Origin of the sequence: Orrella dioscoreae (assembly GCF_900089455.2) — a bacterium.
GTDB lineage: Bacteria > Pseudomonadota > Gammaproteobacteria > Burkholderiales > Burkholderiaceae_B > Orrella > Orrella dioscoreae.
This window is the reverse complement of the sequence record NZ_LT907988.1, coordinates 2905238-2922451: the sequence shown is the minus strand read 5'-3', so window position 1 is coordinate 2922451 and position 17214 is coordinate 2905238. Positions and strand designations below refer to the sequence as shown.

Below are 17214 nucleotides of genomic sequence, written 5' to 3'. Positions count from 1 at the left end.
TTCCGAGTCCAATGGTGGTTCCTCCTGGTACGGTATGGTTCCCTTCCTACGAACGTCTGCCTAATGTCCTGTCGAATGTACGGCTTGTGCTAGGCGTACTCGGCTGGAGGCCCGCAGTTGCTGAAGGCCCAGTTTCCGCGCCATTGCGTAATACACGGCTTCGCCTTCCGTCCCTTGCGCGATCACGGCACGGGCCAGAGAAGCCAGTTCTGGAAGACTGATCTCATCGGCCGCCCGCACGCTGTCCTCGTCGGCGGGCGCCCGGAAAGGCGGCTCCGTTGAGGGGGCAAGATGCTCGGGCCAGTAGAACGTGCCAACCTCTTCATCTGTCGTCCGATAGCGGGCCCGAGCAAGTTGGAACACGCGCTCGCGGATCCGTCCGCCCGTGCGCAGCCAGCCGTGGGCACGGGCGATGCGACGGGCCAGCAGCGCGTCGAGCACGGGCCCCTCGTGATCGACGACGTGCGCGATCATGGCCGACAGGATGTCGTTGTACTCACCGTCAAAGAATCTATCGGGATTGGCCCCGGCGACAGCTTCGGTGGGATCTGTAACCCGATAGAGCGAGGCTTCCGGTGGCGTTATTTCTTCGGCATCGGCATGGGCTGCTCCCGCGGAGACCTGGCGAGCAAAGACTTCCTCGACTTGCTGCAATGGAGCTGTCGCCGAGACTTCCGGTGCGATCGGGTCTGGTGCCTGGATGGGGGCCGCCGTTTCCTCGTCCGGCTTCATCACTGACGCCATGGCTTGAGCGATGGCCGCCTGCGCCAGGCGCTCGGCCTCGGCTTCGCGCTCTGCCTCTTCTGCACGCCGCTCGCGCTGGGCCGTGAGCACGGCTCGCAGCCGGGCATCCAGCCTGTCGAGCGTGCCGGCCGGATCGATCCACCAGTCGGTGGACCAGACGCGAACAATGTCCCATCCCAGGCCGCGCAGGACTTGCTCGCGCAGCTTGTCGCGATCGCGCGCAGTGGCGCTGCGATGATAGGTGGCGCCATCGCACTCCACACCGGCCAGATAACGTCCGGCTGCGTCGGGATCGACGATACCGAGGTCGACACGGAACGAAGAGGCGCCGATCTGTGGCTGGACTTGCCAGCCGCGCCGGGCCAGTGCGGTGGCCACGGCCTGTTCAAAGGGACTCTCGAAGCCGCCCAGGCTGCCGCGGTTGGCTTCTACCAGCGCACGGGCACCGCGTTCGGCGAATTCCAGGAAGTGCTTGAGGTCGCGCACGCCGATGGCCTGGGTGCGTGCCAGGTCCATCTGCTCGGCCCGGAAGCTGGCGAACACGCGCAGTTCGTGACGTGCACGGGTAATGGCCACGTTGAGCCGGCGCTCGCCGCCTTGGCGGTTGAGCGGGCCGAAGTTCATGGCCAGTTGGCCTGCGGGGTCCGGGCCGTAGGTGATGGAAAAATAGATGAGATCGCGCTCGTCGCCCTGCACGCTCTCCAGGTTCTTGACGAACAGCGGTTCCAACTCGTCCTCGGCGAAGTAGGGCTCCAGACGTGGGTCCTTGCGTCGTGCGTCGTCGAGCAAATCCTCGATCAGCTTCTGCTGCTCGGCGTTGAAGGTGACCACGCCGATCGTCAGCCCGCTTTCTCGGAAACCGGGGGTCGTCAGCCGCGCCACGACATCGGCGACCAGCGCCTTGGCCTCTGCGGGGTTGGTCCGCGTGCCTCCCTTCTGATAGGCACCCGACACCAATTGCAAGCTGACCGCGCGATCATTGGTGACGGGGGAAGGAAAGGTAACCAGACCGCCGTCGTAGTAGGCATGGTTGGAGAAGGCGATCAGGCTTTCATGTCGGGAACGGTAGTGCCAGTTCAGATTCCGTGTCGGCAGATTGGCGCCGATGCACTCGTCGAGGATACTTTCCAGGTCGGCCTCGACGTCTTCGTCGTCCAGCCCGGATTCGGCGCGGTCGAAGAAGGAGGTCGGCGGCAACTGTTTGGGGTCGCCGACCATGACGACCTGGCGGCCGCGGGCGATGGCACCGATCGCATCCCAGACCGGGATCTGCGAGGCTTCGTCGAAGATCACCAGGTCGAATGCGTTGGCCCCGGCCTGGAGGTACTGGGCGATGGACAGCGGGCTCATCAGCAGGCAGGGCGTGAGCTTGGTCAGCGCCTCGGGAATCTGGGCCATCAGTTCGCGCAAGGGTAGGTGCGCGCGCTTCTTGCCCATCTCGTGCCGCAGCAGCCCCCATTCGGAGTTGCGGCTGACGTTGTCCTGCGAGGGCAGGTCGGCGCACAGGCGGGCACGCAGCCAGTCCCGGGTCAGGGAGGTGAAGCGCTCATCGAGCTCGCGGAAATCGCGGATGCGCTGTTCGTGCTCGGCGCTGACGAAACCGCGAATGACCGGCTCATGATCGACCACGGCGTTGAGCCACCAGCGCGCGTAGTTGGTCTCGAAAGTTCGGCGTGCTTGGTCCGGGCCGACCTGGCCTTGCTCGATGCCCTGGACCAGCGTGGTCAGCCCGAGTGCCAGCGCCTCGTCGCGCGCCTGGCGCCATGCGCACCAACTGCGCAGACCATGTTCGGCGCGCACGATGGACTGACTTTGCTCGATCAGCCCGTCGAGTGACAAAGACTGCCACTGCGTCTGGGCGGCCTCGGCAAAATGTCCGGTTGTCGCTAATGCCTCGCGTCGGGGTAGCAACTGTTCCCATTTCTCCACGTATCGCGCGCCGGCCAGCGCGATGCGGCCGCCTGGCTCCAGCAGTGCGTTGGCATCGCCCAATAGCGCATGCAGCGGTGCCTTGCAGGCAGAGATCTGTTCGGGCGAGGTGGCCAGGCGGGCCAGCACGGCAGCCAGATCTTCCCGCAGTTGGCAGGCCTGTTCGAGGTCATCCAGATTGGTGGCGAGACCTTTCCACATGCCCGCGGTGGACTCTCGCAAGTCGTCCAGGGCGGTCAGCGCCTGTTCTGTATCGGCTCGCTGGCGAAGCGTCTGGTGGTCGCGTGCCAGCTTGGGGCCGCAAGCGCCTTCTTCAACCAAGATATGGGTGTCCAAAGCACCTTGCTGAGCATGGCTGCGCCAGTCGCTCAGGAAGTCGAGTGCGACTCGCAGGCGGTCGATTTGCGTGGCATGGCCTGCCCATAGGCCGTCGGTCGTTGTTTCCAGCGATGCCTGTGCAGCAATGTCCTGGTCGAGTTGGCGCAGTCGCCGAGCCCGCTGCAGATCGGCTTGCAGGGTGGCTCCGCATTGGCCATTGGCGATGACGTCGAAGCCGTCGTCTTCCCAGGCTTGGCTTTCGCGTACGGCAGCCAGGGCGGTTTGCCAGCGCAGGGCCGTGCGCACCTTGTCCTGTTCTGTGTCCAGTCCCGTCCAAACGTCCGCACATTCCGCGCCTGGAGCGATGGCCTGGATCTGCTGGCGCAAGACGCGGATGGCATTCCAATGCTGCAGATCGTTGGCGACGTCTGGCTGCGAGCCGCCTGTAGTGGCGCTGGACAGTTGAGCTGTGACCTTGCGTTTACCCAGCCACGACTTTGGCCAGAACGTCTGCTCGGCCTGTTCCCACATTTGCTGCAACTGGGCGACGTCAAGCTGTTCGATCGTCTCGCCGTAGGGAGCCGACAGGGCAGCATGATGCTCGCTGAGCTGGGCCAGCAGGCCTAGTGCCTGGTTGAGCTGGACGGTGATGCGTACCGGCCAGGGCTCGCTAAGCTCGCCATGAGTCTGCTGATGTTCGGTGAGCAGGGCCAGCCCGTCGACGCAGGCGGTCATGACAGAGGTTGGCCACGGCGTGGACAACTGCATGTTCAGTTCCGCATGGCGGCGCACCAGTGCCGCGCCTTCCTGCAAGCGTTGGCTCAGGCTGCGTGCGTCGGGCCGCAGGACAAAGCGCCAATCACGTCCCGCCGCCAAAGGCAGGCGTTGAGCGAGCAGCAGCAGCGCTTCGCAGGTTTCGGGCGTCAACGTGGGTGAGGGCAGGCCGATGGCCTGGATAAATGCCTGGGCGGATTCGATCGTCGCCTGGGCAGCGGGAAGCACCTCACGCGCAGCGGCGATCAGCTGTTGCTGCCAGGTGGGCGACCAGTCTCCCTGGCCAACCAGGGCGAGGGGGTGCTGCGCCAGCGCGGAATGGCCAATGGCTTGTGCATTGACTTCCAGGCGGTCCACGGCACTGCGCAGCTGTTCGATGCCAACATGATCGTGTTGATCAGCAGCGGGCCAGGCCAAGGGGAGTGTCGGGACGTCGTGTCCCGCGCTGACGGTGCCGATGGCATCGAACAGGCTCAAGCCGTTGCTGCGACGCTGGTGAAGGCGTTCCACATAGATGTTCAGCGCATCGCGCAGACGTTTGAGTTTGTCGGCTTCTGCCCGCCACTGCTCGGCGTCGGCCTGGCCGCTGCTGGACCAGGCGGACTGCAATTGGGCCAGTACGTCAAGTTTGCGGGCCTTGCTCGAGTGCAGCTCCAGGCAGAACTCGCCCAGGCCGATTTCACGCAGGCGCCGGTAGACGACGTCCAGTGCCGCGATTTTCTCGGATACGAAGAGGACGCGCCGGCCCTGTGCCAGGGATTGGGCGATCAGGTTAGCGATGGTCTGGCTCTTGCCCGTCCCCGGTGGACCGATCAGGACGAAGTCCTTGCCCTGCGAGGCGGCCAGCACGGCCGACAACTGCGAGGAATCCGCCGGCAAGGGGCAGAACATCTGCTTGGGGTCGAAGTGTTGGTCCAGTTCACGCACCTGCGGGAACGGAGCACCCGGTGGATAGGCATCGCGCGGGGTGTCCAGCAGGTGGCGCACGACCGGGTTTTCGCGCAACTGTTCGCTGTGCTCGGCCAGGTCTTTCCACATCAGGTACTTGGCGAACGAGAACATGGACAGCACCACGTCCTCGGTGACTTCCCAGCCCTTGATGTCCTTGATGGCGTGGCCGACGATTTTCCAGACCGCAGCGACATCCAGGCCGGTCTCGTCTTGCGGCAGCGCACCTTCGAGGGCGCCTAGGCTCAGGTCGAAGTCCTGGCGCAACATCTCGATCAAGGTCGGATTGAAGCGGGGCTCGTCGTCGTGCAGGCAGAGCGTGAAGCCCGAGCGGGCGCTCTTGCGCTGCAGGCTGACCGGCACCAGGATCAACGGAGCGCGGTAGCGCTGGCCGTCGCGGTCTTCGCGTGTCCAGGATAGGAAGCCGAGGGCGAGATACAGCGTATTGGCACCGCCTTCCTGCAAAGTCGTGCGGGCGCCGCGGAACAGCTCGGTCAGACGTGAATCGAGCTCGGTTTCGGGAACGCCGACGAAAACCTCGCGTTTCTGCAGAGCCTCCAATGCGTGCGCGCGACGTACGTTCTCGCGTTCGCGGGCTTCGTAGATGGCCTGATCACGAGGATCGGCGCCGTCCATCAGGTCCGGACGCGGGCGCAGCTTCAGGGACTGGCCGCTGGCCAGGAGGTCTTCCAACGCCGCGGGGTCCGGCGCTTCCAGTTTGAGCGACTTCTTGCCGCCCTTGAAGTTGAGCAGATTGTTGCGTAGTGAAAGGTCCAGCAGCTTGCGTTGCCAGCGAAGCAGGCGGTCCTTGGGATCGAGTTGGCTGGCATCTTCCGCATTGGCCGGCGCGCTGTCCGGAAGGTCAGGCGCGTCTTCGATCGTGGGAACGGCAGGTGTGGCTGATGACGCTTCGGTATCTGGTGCACCAGCAGTGAGCGCTTCCGCGCTGGCCAATGGTTTGATGCGCTGCAGCCGGGCCCGGCGGATGTCTACGGCCAATCGGAATTCCGCGTCCCGGGATTCGTCCACCTGCTGGACGCCGCGTTCGGTTGCATAGCTGAAGGCGGCGGTAGGGCGCTGCGTGGTCAGGGTGGTCTCGAACAGCACCAGTTCCTTGAGCCTGAGGCGCTTGCGCAACGCGGTCACATCGTCGACGACCGTGGTAGAGAATTCTTCGGGTTGCAGCCAGACGCCGGCAAAGGCGTGACCCTCTGTGAAGACAAGCAGGGGGTTCAATCCTGCCTGCTCAAGTGCGGCGCAGAACAGCAAAGCTAGGTCAAAACACGTTCCCAGTCCCGAGCTTTCGATCTGGCTGGGACTGCGCACCTTCTGGCCCGACTGCTCGAAGCTGGCGGGCGGCAAGGCATAGTCCAGTTGCATGCCGGCCGTGGCGCTCCAGATGGCCGAAGCCAGTTCCCAGGCGCGCTTGGCACCGCCGGCATATCCGTCCAGCGCAGGATTGCGATCGTTCTGGCGCAGCACCTCGGCGGTTCGCTTGAGCAGTCGATCCACGGCCGGATCGTTGGGCTGGACGAAGGCGGCGACCAGGTCGGGCAGATGTGAGATACCTCCCCATTGATTGCGGGGGAGCAACTCCAGGTGGATATCGCGTTGCGCGAGGGCAGGGGCGGAGGCATCTGCGTCCACTTTGCGCAGTGCCAGTGAGACTGCGGCCGTCTCGGCTTCGGTGAGCCGAGCCAGCAATCCGCCGTCCAGGTTCACATCCAGGTCGCGGATCGGATAGCGGGAGCCCGCTGCCAGCGTGTCGATCCGCCACCGGCGCGGTTTCAGGAAGGGCGGATCGGAAGTCAGGACCAACTCGACTTGCTCATGCGTCTGGTCGGTCTCGTTGATCAACCATAGATCCCGGACCAACGGGACTGCATTCTGAAAGTCCGCCAGGTTCAATTTGGCGATCAGGGTTGCGTCAATCTTCGGTTCGGCAGCGGCGGCCGAACCTTGCGGTTGTGTCTCGTCCATGGAATCCCCTGTGGTACCCCGCTGTAACGCGCATTACGCACTGTTACGTCCTGCCACGATATTAGCTCTAGTTGCCAGACATTTCGGCGAGTAAGGGCCATGGCGGCACGGGAGGTAGATCCGCGGCCGTCGGATCCAGTTCTTGCAGGCCCTGGCAGGCAGAAGTAATATGTAAAAAATATCAGACACTTTATCCGCTTGCTATCCGCCATGAACCTAATCGATATCGGCCATGCCGTGCGGACCCGGCGCTCTGAGCTGGGCCTGTCCCAAGCGCAGTTGGCGCACCTGAGCGGCCTGTCTCGTCAGACCCTGGTCGGCCTGGAGAACGGCACCCTGAGCGATCTGGGTGTCAACCGGGTGGGTCAGGTCATGGCTGTTCTGGGCCTGGACAGTCCTAAGCTGGATACCCAAGCGCGGCGGAAGAAGCGCGGCCTGTGGATGGCGGCCAAGACCGCTAGTGTCAGCTATGCGCAAGAACTGGCGCCCGAGACGCTGGAGCAGGCCCTGGCGAGCGGTGAAGTGCCTGCTTCATTTGCTCCGCACCTGACGCATTTGCTGGATGAGGCGCCCGTGCCTGTCGTCGTGATGGCTGTGGAGGAGACTGCCTCGCATACACACCAGCCCCCAAAGCAGGTCTGGCGCAACGTGGCGAAGCTGGCCGGATCGTTGTCCCTGCACCGTCGGACGTTGTGGGCATGAAGTCCGGGCATCACTGCCAGGTAGAGCCGGGGAAAGCCTGTTTCAGCGGGCGCCGGCGCTAATCGTCGATCAGTCGGTAGGGCTGTTGTCTGACGCCGTGAGAGGCACTCTTGCCGGAGTGGAACTGAAGCTCATATATGAGCTATAAAGCTCGATTATTGCATTTTATCGCTCTTATATGAGGCTAAATTTTTTATCCTTAAAAAGCTCTTATGAGAGCTACTATTGACGTTTGTACGTGATATGGTTCCACATATGGAATATTACGGGAATTCGCCTTCTACATTGGCAGAGAGTCTGCATTCCTTGGGGTCGCGGGTTGCCAAGTTGCGCCTGAGCAGGAACCTGACCCAGGCGCATGTGGCGCGCGAGTCGGGGGCTTCCATCAGCAGCATCAAACGTCTAGAAGCGGGTGAGAACACCTCGCTGGAGACGTTGCTGCGGGTGTTGAGCGTACTGGGGCTGGAAGGGCGATTGCTTGAATGCCTGCCAGACCCGGATGTCCGGCCGGTCGAACGTGTTCGCCATGGTGATCGCGAACGCCGCCGTGCACGTGAGCAGAGCACAACGACGGCCAAGGCCACGGACTGGGCCTGGGGTGAGGAGGACGACGCGTGACCAATGCCACCGTCCGCCTGTGGGGTAAGGAGATTGGCGCAGTGAGCTGGCTGGAAGATCGCCAACTGGCGGTGTTCCAGTACATGCCCGACTTTGCGCAAAGCCGGATCGAGCTGGCGCCGTTGACGATGCCGCTCGGGTCCGATCCTTACGAATTCCCCGGCTTGCCGCGAGAGGCATTCAAGGGCTTGCCTGGTTTGCTGGCCGACTCATTGCCGGACAAGTTCGGCAATGCCCTGATAGATGCGTGGCTGGTGACGCAGGGCAGGGCAGCCAGCAGCTTCAACCCGGTGGAACGGTTGTGCTACATCGGCACGCGGGGCATGGGGGCGTTGGAGTTCCATCCGTCTCTTGGGGCGGGGGGGCGACGGTCACGCAAGGTCGAGATCGATGCGCTCACCCGGCTGGCCAATGACGTGCTCAGCCATCGCGAACGGCTTGCCGGCGCGTTGCATGGCGAGGACGACCGGGAGGCGCTGGAAGACATCCTGCGGGTGGGGACTTCTGCGGGCGGGGCACGCGCCAAGGCGGTGCTGGCCTGGAACGAAAAGACCGGGGAATTTCGCTCGGGCCAGGTCAAGGCAGGTGAGGGCTTCACCTACTGGCTGATGAAGTTCGACGGCATCGCCGACAATCGCGACAAGGAACTGGCTGACCCGCAAGGCTTCGGGCTGATCGAATACGCCTGCTATCTGTTGGCGGTCGATGCCGGCATCGACATGAGCCAGAGCCGGATCCATCGCGAAGGTGGACGCGCGCATTTCATGACGCGCAGGTTCGACCGTGATGCGGCAGGCCGTAAGCTGCATATGCAATCCTTGGCAGCCATGCGTCATTTCGACTTCAACGCGGCGGGTGCCTATTCCTATGAGCAAGCGGTGGAGACGATCCGCCGCCTCGGTCTACCTGCCTTGGACATCGAACAGCAGTTCCGGCGGGCGGTGTTGAACGTACTGATCCGCAACCAGGACGACCACGTCAAGAACATTGCGTTCCTGATGAACCGCCGCGGCGAGTGGCGACTCTCGCCAGCATTCGATGTGAGTTATGCCTACAACCCGGGAGGCAGTTGGACGCACCAGCATCAGATGAGCCTCAACGGCAAACGCGATCACTTCGAAATAGATGATCTGGTTGCGTTCGGTGCCTTCTGCGGCATGAAGCCGAAGAAGGCGCGAGACATCGTGGCCGACATCCATCAGCGTGTCGAAGACTGGATGCGCTATGCGGATCAAGCCGGTGTCCCGGAGTCTACGGCAGCCAAATTGCATCGAGGCATGCGTCGAGAAATCGCGGTGTAGCCGTTTGATGGTTGAACCAAGTTGTCTCAGGCAATCTACGCTGCGCTAAGATGCAAATTGATTGACTATGAGCCCGAAAGAATCGACGCCTCGCAAAAGAGCTCCATCACCCGCACCAGCATTAAGCGCGTGATTTTGACGGTAGATGGCGACGGTATGGTTTGTGGCGATCAGAAAAATCCATTTAATCACATGGGCTTACGAGGCCCGTTGATGACAGAGTGGGAGTGATCCCCATAAGTAAAAACAAAGGCGCAGAAGCGCCTTTGTTGTTTTTCGTGCCGCGTCTCCCCCTTCCGTCAATCGCGGCGCATCGCCGCCATCGCTGCCACCCTCACCACATCCGCCTCAGCCCCAGCTTGCGCCACAGCAGCCTGAATCCTCCAGGCCAACGCCTTATCAAACCCCGCAAGCAAATCATCACGCACCACTAACTGCCTAGTCCCAGCGGCATGCACGACATCAGGCACCACCCCATCTTCTTCAACCCCCGCACCCGTGGCACGAACCATCCGCGCACTGGTCAACAACAACCCGCCTTCCTCCCGCGGCAAGGGCAGCACCGTCTGCACCGTCCCTGCGCCAGCCGTCCGTTCCCCAATCAACAACGCCCGCCCATGATCCTGCAACGCCCCGGCAACCAGCTCCGCGCCAGCCCCAGTGCGCCCATCCACCAGCACGCTCATCCGTAATCCAGGCACGATCTCTCCACCCCTGGCCACGAGCCGCCGCGCATTCTGCGCCGACCGCCCGCGTAAGCTACCGATCAAGGTCCCGGAGGGCAGCAGCAGGCCACCCACCTGTTCAGCCACATTCAGCAAGCCACCAGCATTACCACGCAGATCCAGCACAAGCCCTTGCAGCGGCACACTTACCTGATCCGCGGCGGCATTCAATGCAGCACTGAAGTCCGCCGCCGTGCGCTGGTTGAAGGCGGCGATCCGAATCACCGCGATACCACCCTCGCGTTCCCACGACACCGAGGGCGGGGCGGGCAGAGGAGCGCGCACCAATGTCATTTTCAGCGTTGTGGACTCGCCGATGCGCTGCACCTTCAATATCACCGGCGTTCCGACTTCGCCACGCAAGAGGGTCACGGCCTCAGCCAGCCGCATGCCGTCGGTCAGGGTCTCGTCCACAGCCACGATCACATCGCCGCCTCGCAGTCCCGCCTGCTCGGCCGGGCCGCCGGGCAATGCCCGTACGACGGTGAGGCGGCCTTGCGTCATCTGCAGTTCAAGACCCACGGAAGCAGGCGGTGGTTTGAATTCGGCCGGCGCGACCAGCCGGCTGTGGGTATCCAGCCCGGCCAGCATGCCGCGCAACGCTGCCTTCAGCGCAGCCTCGCGTTCGCTGTCTGGGACGCGCATGAGCGTGTCGGTCAGGACGCGGACTTGGGGCGTGACGCCTTTGGCTTTTTCCTGGGTCCTGATTGCCAGTTGCAGGGCTGCGGGCTGCAACAGTGGCGCAAGACTGCGCAGGCCGGCGAGTGTCACCTGGCGGGTGCTGACCGCATCGACGTAGTGCGACTGGATCTGCACGACGGCTGCGGTCAGGGTTTCCTCGATGTCTTCGCGTGGGCCTGCCCAGGCTGCAAACGGAATCGTGAGGGCGGCCAGCAGGGCCAGGATGCGATGGCGGCTCATCGAGGACGTGTGCGGACCACTCACGCCGCTGCTGTGATGCCAGCCCTGCGGCCCACCAGATCGGCCCAATTTCCCACTGAGTAGCGGTGCGCATGAACCAGAGGCAAGCAACCCGTGTGCTGATATGCCAGCAGTTCGTCATCGGGGAGCTGGTTGAGGCGCGCTTTGGGGCAGCACTGCGGCGCAGTCTGGGTGAGGGCGCCGGGGGCGGTGTCAGTCATGCGGTCAAGCCTCCAAAGCCAGGGGTCTCATTCGTCACACCTTTCTGAACCCTGGATGTTAAGGCATGCCTGGCTTCACATTTCGAGACGCTCACTTGCCACTGCAAGCGGGATGGCCGCAAAGCAGCGCTGTCTGCCACGATAAGATGGCCATCTACTCGATCAACGCAGGAGCGAAGCCATGTCCCTTGCGAATTTCAAGCGCGTCGTCGGCCGCCGCGCGACTTGCCTGTCAGCACTGCCCCTGGTGTTGATGCTGAGCGCGTGTTCATCTCCTGATCCAGCCCCACGCGCAGACAGCGCGGTGCTGGCCACGACGCCCAGCGCGGGCACGGCCCCGGCCCAGGCCACCAACACCGCAACATCGAACACTCTGCGGCTGGACGGCCTGGGCGACCTGCGCATCGGCCAGCCCGTTCCCAACTCCAGCACCTGGGCTGAGCGCGGCGCGCAAGCCAGCGACGTCTGCCGCACCGCCAGCTCGCCGCAGTATCCCGGCGCCTATGCCATCGTCATCGACAACACGGTCCAGCGCATCACGCTGGGCCAGCGTTCCAGTCTCACGTTCGACGGCCTGGGCATCGGCGCGACGGAGCAGTCGGTCAGCGTCAAATTCCCGGCCCTGACCCAGGACCTGCACAAATACGAATCCCCGCCCGCCAAATACCTGACCTCGCCCGACGCCTCGCCCAGCAGCGCGGGCGTGCGCTTCGAGATCGGCGCCGACGGCAAGGTCAAGCTGATCCACGTCGGCCTGATGCCGGTGCTGGCCTACGTCGAGGGCTGCGCCTGAGCGTCAGTCCTTGCGCCACCACGCCGAGCCGGCATGCGGCGCGCGCAAGTCCACGCGCTCGCCCATTTCCGGCGTGGTGATCGGCACGCCTTGTTCCCCCGCCAGTCCTGTGATGCGTTCGAAGGGTTCCGACCAGCCATGCATGGCCAGGTCGAAGGTGCCGTTGTGGATGGGCAGCAACCAGCCGCCGCGCAGGTCCTGGTGCGCCTGCAGCGTCTCTTCGGGCTGCATGTGCACGAAGGCCCAGCGCGGGTCATAGGCGCCGGTTTCCATCAGCGTGATGTCGAAGGGGCCGAGCTTGTCGCCGATCGCCTTGAAGCCGTCGAAGTAGCCGGTGTCCCCGCTGAAGAACACCTTCAGGTCGTCGTCCTGGATGACCCATGACGCCCACAGGCTGCGGTCGCTGTCGGTCAGGCCGCGGCCCGAGAAGTGCTGGGCGGGCGTGGCCGTCAGGCGCAGGCCGTCGACCGTGGTGGATTCCCACCAATCCAGCTGCGTGATCTTGACCGTGTCGATGCCCCACGCGACCAGTTGGTCACCGACGCCCAGCGGCGCGATGAAGCGCGCGGTCTTGTCGGCCAGCGCAAGCACGGCGGCGTGGTCCAGGTGGTCGTAGTGATTGTGCGACAGGATGACGCCGGCTATCGGCGGCAGGTCTTCGATGGCGATGGGCGGCGCGTGGAAGCGCTTGGGCCCGGCCCATTGCACGGGCGAGGCGCGTTCCGAGAAGACCGGGTCGGTCAGCCAGAATTTGCCGCGCAGTTTCAGCAGCAGGGTGGAGTGTCCCAGGCGGTACAGGCTGCGATCGGGCGCGGCGTCCAGCTGCGCGCGGGTCAGGGTGCGCACGGGAATGGCCTGGTCCGGCACGGTGTTCGCGGGCTTGCCCAGCAGGAAGCTTCCCATGATCTTCGCGGTCTTCCAGAAGCCCATGGGCGGGCGCGGCTTGGCGTTGTGGAAGCGGCCGTCACGCTGTTGCGGCGAGTCGGCGTGGCTGGGGGCTTTGTCGCGGGCGATGCAGCAGAGAGCGGTCACGGCGAGGATTCCTGACAGGAGAACGATGGCGTAGCGCTTCATCGAAAGGTGGGCGATTGAAAAATACACTGCACAGTGTAGTTTCCGTTTTCGAAAAAGTACACTGTGCGGTGTAAAATTTTCCTCTGCCTTTTCACGTGCCTTGTCCATGCCCCAAGCCCCCCAACGCCTGACCGACCGCAAACGCGAAGCCATCGTGCGCGCCGCCGTGGAGGAGTTCCGCAGCGCGGGCTACGAGGCCACCAGCATGGACCGCATCGCGGCGGCGGCCGGCGTGTCCAAGCGCACGGTCTACAACCACTTTCCCAGCAAGGAAGCGTTGTTCGGCCTGATGCTGGAACGGCTGTGGGAGAGCCTGGCGGCCAGCGTGGACCTGGCATACCGCGCCGATGCGCCGCTGGACGAGCAACTGCGCCGGCTGCTGATGCAGAAGCTGGCCTTGCTGGGCGATCCGAGTTTCATCGACCTGGCGCGCGTGGCCCTGGCCGAGATCATCCATTCGCCCGAGCGGGCGCAGGCCATCGTGTGCCGCATGGGGGAACAGGAAACGGGCGTGACGGCCTGGATCCGCGCGGCCATTGCGGATGGGCGCCTGAAAGCGGTCGATCCGGAGTTCGCGGGCCATCAACTGCAAGGGCTGGTGAAGGGCTTCGCTTTCTGGCCGCAAGTGACCTTCGGCCAGGCCCCGCTGGGCGAGGCCGAGCGCAAGCAGGTGGCGGACTCGGCGGTGGCGATGTTCCTGGGGTACTACGCCCGCGCGCATTGAGGGCAAAGCATAGGCAAAACCTAGGTCAATCCAACTCGAAGTAGACGCGTAGAAACAACAAATGAGGTCGAAGAAGGGTTAATGCCAAAGGACGACACTCAAGCCTTGTGTGACAATATTTTTCTTTTGTTTTTGAGTTGTTTTCGTCATCGCAGCCTTTCCGGAGGAGGGCTACATGGAGGCCTATCCCATTGAAGTGCAGCCACACTGGAGCCGGCGGATCGGTGCTAAGTCTTTAGCGGTCAGTGCTTCGGGAGACTATCTTTTCCTTGAAGAAACAGATCTTCTCGCTTTGAGGGAAGGCCGCGTTTCAGAGTTGCCGCTTGGATTGCAGGCGAAATTGAAGGCGCGTCAATTCACAAAAGCTGTCACCGCGCTAGGGAGCGAAAGTCTGCTGTTGTCTCGTCAGGCAGCGCGCCATGGAACGTTGCATGAAGGGCCGAGCCTTCATATTGTCGTCCCAACTTTGCAATGCGCTCACTCTTGTCAATATTGCCAAGTCAGTCGTTCACTCCTAGATACGGGCCACACGATAACAAAAGAGGATCTTCTTTCGGTATGTGAGTCCATTTTTCAGAGCAACGCTCGTGCACTGACTGTCGAGTTTCAAGGTGGTGACCCTTTATTGAGATTTGACTTGGTAAAGGCTGCGATCATACGAATTAAAGAACTGAATCGCGTGCATCAACGTTCAATACGATTCGTCATCGCGTCGACGTTGCATCAGCTCGATAAAGAGATTTGCGCATTTTTGCGAGAGCATCACGTCTTGCTGTCGACGAGCATTGATGGGCCGTCCTCGTTGCACAATCGCAATCGACCTGTGCCGGGCCGGGATGCATACGAGCGTACGGTACGGGGGATCGGACTGGCGCGCGAATACCTGGGGTTTGATGCAGTTTCGGCGTTGATGACAACGACCAAGGCATCTCTTTCTTTTCCTGAGGCCATCGTCGACGAGTACGTAAATTTGGGCTTTGAGGATATTTTTCTGCGGCCTTTGAGTACGTATGGTTTCGCAAAAAGAAATCAGGCCTTGCTGGGTTATGAGGTGATTGAGTTTCAGCAGTTTTATGCCAAGGCCTTCTCGCGCATCATCTACTGGAATAAGCGAGGGGTTCCGTTGCGAGAGGTCTATGCATCCATCATCCTGAACAAGATACTGTCTCCATTTGACACCGGCTACGTGGACCTCCAGAGTCCAACCGGCGCAGGGCAGAGCGTCCTTGTGTACAACTACGATGGTTATGTCTATCCGAGTGATGAGGCAAGGATGTTGGCCGAAACCGGCGATGTGTCCCTGCGGCTTGGAAAGATAGGAACCCCGATGTCCGTACTGCAAAAATCGGTAGTGCAGCAGGCTCTGATTTCTTCTAGTTTGGTCGCCGAAATGCCTGATTGTCATGCTTGTGCATACCAAAACTTCTGTGCGCCAAATCCAATAGATGCTCAAGCACAATTTGGTCGCATGGATGCTCCTCCTGCTTCAACCGAACACTGCCAACGGCATATCTGGCTCTTTGATTTCTTTTTTCAGAGAATTCAGCAAGCCGATCCAGAGATGTTGGATCTCTTTCATGCCTGGGCGCAACCCGTGAAGGAGGCGAGGCGATTGTGCGACGTTTGAACGCTCATTTCGGTGAGGCTGTGCTCGAAGGGGTTCACCGTGTCATCGATCTTGGAGATCTGGCTGCCGAATGGCAACCGAGTTTACGGTTTTTGTTGATTGGAGAGAGAGAGGGCATAGCAGCTCGCCTCGATAGACTTAGAGCGTCGGGCCTATCGAATGTGAGTTGGATAGATGCCGAAGGGTTGCAGAGGGGAGACGTGGTGGTTTCGGCTGGCAACGGCAAGGAGCTTGTGGTCCTTGATCGCGCATCGGATCATCATCATGGGCTGCAGCTTACGAATCGCTGTAACAGTTATTGTTTGATGTGCTCGCAGCCGCCCACGGCGCAGGATGACGAGTGGATGGTGCAGGAGGCTGTAGATGTCTTGCGGCACATGTCCCCATCGGCAGTGATAGGTCTGAGCGGAGGTGAGCCGTTGCTGCTGGGAGATCGGCTGCGTGAGATCCTGGAGAACGTGAAACATTATCACCCCGCAGCTAAAGTTGATTTATTGACCAATGGCCGTCTATTGGCCGATCGGGAATTCGCTGATTCTCTTCTGAGTGATCTCGAGACCCCCACCTCTTGGCTCGTTCCCTTGTATGGACACGCTGATTTTCTACATGACTTCATCGTGCAGGCCAAGGGTGCATTTGAGCAAACGCTGCAAGGAATTCTCAATCTTCAAGCCTATCGTCAGCCAGTGCAGTTGCGGGTGGTGCTGATCCAGCCAGTGCTTGAGGAGCTTGAGGAACTCTGCATCTACATCGGGCGTAACCTGCCTTTTGTTAGGGAGGTCGCTCTGATGGCTTGTGAGCCTATCGGGTTCGCTTTGGCAAATCGGGACGTCTGCGAAGTGGATCTATCCGAATGGCATGAAACACTGCATGCTTCCTGTCGGATCTTGGCGCGTCATGAAGTACCTTTTTTGTTCATGAACGCGCCGCTTTGTGCATTGCCCGAGCAACTACGTCCCTACGCGCATCGAAGCATATCTGACTGGAAAAATGTCTATGCCCCGGTATGTTCAGAGTGTAGTTTGAGAGCTTCCTGCTCTGGTTTTTTCTCATGGCACGAACGTGGCTGGAAGCCGTTGAAGACGATAAAGATATTTGAAGAGGCAAAGGCATGAGCAGATTCGTTAAAAGCATCAGTCTCTTTCTTGCGGGAATTACACCATTCGCTAGCAAGTCTGCAGAAACGCCTGTCGATGCCGCCAGCCGGGTACTCGATATACTGAATGATCCCAAGGCTGTTCCATTGCAACCATTGAACTTTGATCACGATAACTTGTTTGCAGCGCATCGCTCGCATTCAAGCCACAGATCCCACTCCAGTCATCGCTCTCATTATTCTGGCTCGAGCGGTCGAACCTATTCGTCCCCAGCGCCTGCGCGTATCACTCCACTTTATAGCCCCCCTTCATCGTCATCTTCCTCCGGGAGTTCTGTCGCACCTAGCTATCCCGGAGCGTCCAGAGATGTCACGCCCGGTGGTGGAGTGAGTGGGGGTTCTGCTGTGCGAGGATCTGGCGCGGGGGGAACAGTAGATCTGACTCGGACCGAGAAGTTAAAGCTTCAGATCATGCGTGTACAGATTCAATTGAGCTCTTTGGGGCTGTATCAAGGTAGTGTAGATGGGGTGTTGGGCCGCCAGACGGTTGAGGCTTTAAAGCAATTCCAAATGATCAAGTCGTTGCCCGCAAGTGGCCTGATGACGACGGATACGATGAATGCGCTAGGAATTCCGCTTGTGAATTGAGTTTTGTGCTTGATTGATTTGTAAGACAGCCCCGCCATGTCTCGCAATCTGATCAGGAATGGCAATGGCGG

General features: G+C 61.4%; 11 protein-coding genes. 8 read left to right on the top strand and 3 right to left on the bottom strand.

Annotation, left to right across the window (positions count from 1 at the left end):
* Nucleotides 1–60: 60 nt before the first annotated feature.
* Entirely contained in the window at nt 61–6693 is a 6633-nt protein-coding gene (locus ODI_RS13600; RefSeq protein WP_067751268.1) for a DUF3320 domain-containing protein, read from the bottom strand.
* Nucleotides 6694–6903: 210 nt separating this feature from the next.
* Between ODI_RS13600 and ODI_RS13595 the strand changes: the two genes are divergently transcribed.
* The 3 genes from ODI_RS13595 to ODI_RS13585 all read left to right on the top strand — a co-directional run bounded on the left by ODI_RS13595 (nt 6904) and on the right by ODI_RS13585 (nt 9314).
* Nucleotides 6904–7395, top strand: coding sequence for a helix-turn-helix domain-containing protein (locus ODI_RS13595; RefSeq protein ID WP_067751265.1), 492 nt, complete (start codon nt 6904–6906; stop codon nt 7393–7395).
* Between the two features lie 225 nt (nt 7396–7620).
* Nucleotides 7621–8013 carry a helix-turn-helix domain-containing protein gene (locus ODI_RS13590; protein ID WP_157929762.1) on the top strand — a complete coding sequence of 131 codons (393 nt, stop codon included), beginning with the start codon at nt 7621–7623 and terminating at the stop codon, nt 8011–8013.
* Nucleotides 8010–9314 (top strand): type II toxin-antitoxin system HipA family toxin, encoded by a 1305-nt coding sequence (locus ODI_RS13585; RefSeq protein WP_067751260.1) that lies wholly within the window; start codon nt 8010–8012, stop codon nt 9312–9314. The genes ODI_RS13590 and ODI_RS13585 overlap by 4 nt, the downstream gene beginning before the upstream one ends.
* Nucleotides 9315–9613: 299 nt before the next feature.
* Here the strand turns inward: ODI_RS13585 and ODI_RS13580 are convergent, their stop codons facing one another.
* The gene (locus ODI_RS13580) at nt 9614–10960 is read right to left on the bottom strand and encodes a S41 family peptidase (RefSeq protein ID WP_067751258.1); all 1347 of its coding nucleotides are present in this window, start codon (nt 10958–10960) and stop codon (nt 9614–9616) included.
* 402 nt (nt 10961–11362) lie between these two features.
* Here ODI_RS13580 and ODI_RS13575 point away from each other — a divergent pair, with 402 nt between their 5' ends.
* Nucleotides 11363–11974: a hypothetical protein gene (locus ODI_RS13575; RefSeq protein WP_067751255.1), complete on the top strand. Its 612-nt coding sequence runs from the start codon at nt 11363–11365 to the stop codon at nt 11972–11974.
* A gap of 3 nt (nt 11975–11977) precedes the next feature.
* Here the strand turns inward: ODI_RS13575 and ODI_RS13570 are convergent, their stop codons facing one another.
* Entirely contained in the window at nt 11978–13048 is a 1071-nt protein-coding gene (locus ODI_RS13570; protein WP_067751253.1) for an MBL fold metallo-hydrolase, read from the bottom strand.
* A gap of 106 nt (nt 13049–13154) precedes the next feature.
* Between ODI_RS13570 and ODI_RS13565 the strand changes: the two genes are divergently transcribed.
* From ODI_RS13565 to hxsA, 4 genes are all read left to right on the top strand, one after another.
* A complete protein-coding gene (locus ODI_RS13565) occupies nt 13155–13772 on the top strand; it encodes a TetR/AcrR family transcriptional regulator (RefSeq protein ID WP_067751251.1) in 618 nt (205 codons plus the stop codon).
* Nucleotides 13773–13947: 175 nt separating this feature from the next.
* Nucleotides 13948–15399, top strand: a complete 1452-nt coding sequence (gene hxsB / locus ODI_RS13560; RefSeq protein ID WP_067751248.1) for a His-Xaa-Ser system radical SAM maturase HxsB — start codon at nt 13948–13950, stop codon at nt 15397–15399.
* Nucleotides 15387–16514, top strand: coding sequence for a His-Xaa-Ser system radical SAM maturase HxsC (gene hxsC / locus ODI_RS13555; RefSeq protein ID WP_074046777.1), 1128 nt, complete (start codon nt 15387–15389; stop codon nt 16512–16514). The genes hxsB and hxsC overlap by 13 nt, the downstream gene beginning before the upstream one ends.
* On the top strand, nt 16511–17143 hold the full coding sequence (hxsA, locus tag ODI_RS22705) for a His-Xaa-Ser repeat protein HxsA (RefSeq protein ID WP_074046776.1): 633 nt from the start codon (nt 16511–16513) through the stop codon (nt 17141–17143). The genes hxsC and hxsA overlap by 4 nt, the downstream gene beginning before the upstream one ends.
* The last annotated feature ends 71 nt before the right edge of the window (nt 17144–17214 follow it).

What these genes read in the sequence shown, in the direction of transcription:
- ODI_RS13580 (WP_067751258.1), bottom strand. Translation starts at nt 10,960, where the DNA reads ATGAGCCGCCATCGCATCCTGGCCCTGCTGGCCGCCCTCACGATTCCG.
- ODI_RS13565 (WP_067751251.1), top strand. Translation starts at nt 13,155, where the DNA reads ATGCCCCAAGCCCCCCAACGCCTGACCGACCGCAAACGCGAAGCCATC.
- ODI_RS13575 (WP_067751255.1), top strand. Translation starts at nt 11,363, where the DNA reads ATGTCCCTTGCGAATTTCAAGCGCGTCGTCGGCCGCCGCGCGACTTGC.
- hxsA (WP_074046776.1), top strand. Translation starts at nt 16,511, where the DNA reads ATGAGCAGATTCGTTAAAAGCATCAGTCTCTTTCTTGCGGGAATTACA.
- ODI_RS13595 (WP_067751265.1), top strand. Translation starts at nt 6,904, where the DNA reads ATGAACCTAATCGATATCGGCCATGCCGTGCGGACCCGGCGCTCTGAG.
- hxsB (WP_067751248.1), top strand. Translation starts at nt 13,948, where the DNA reads ATGGAGGCCTATCCCATTGAAGTGCAGCCACACTGGAGCCGGCGGATC.
- ODI_RS13600 (WP_067751268.1), bottom strand. Translation starts at nt 6,693, where the DNA reads ATGGACGAGACACAACCGCAAGGTTCGGCCGCCGCTGCCGAACCGAAG.
- ODI_RS13570 (WP_067751253.1), bottom strand. Translation starts at nt 13,048, where the DNA reads ATGAAGCGCTACGCCATCGTTCTCCTGTCAGGAATCCTCGCCGTGACC.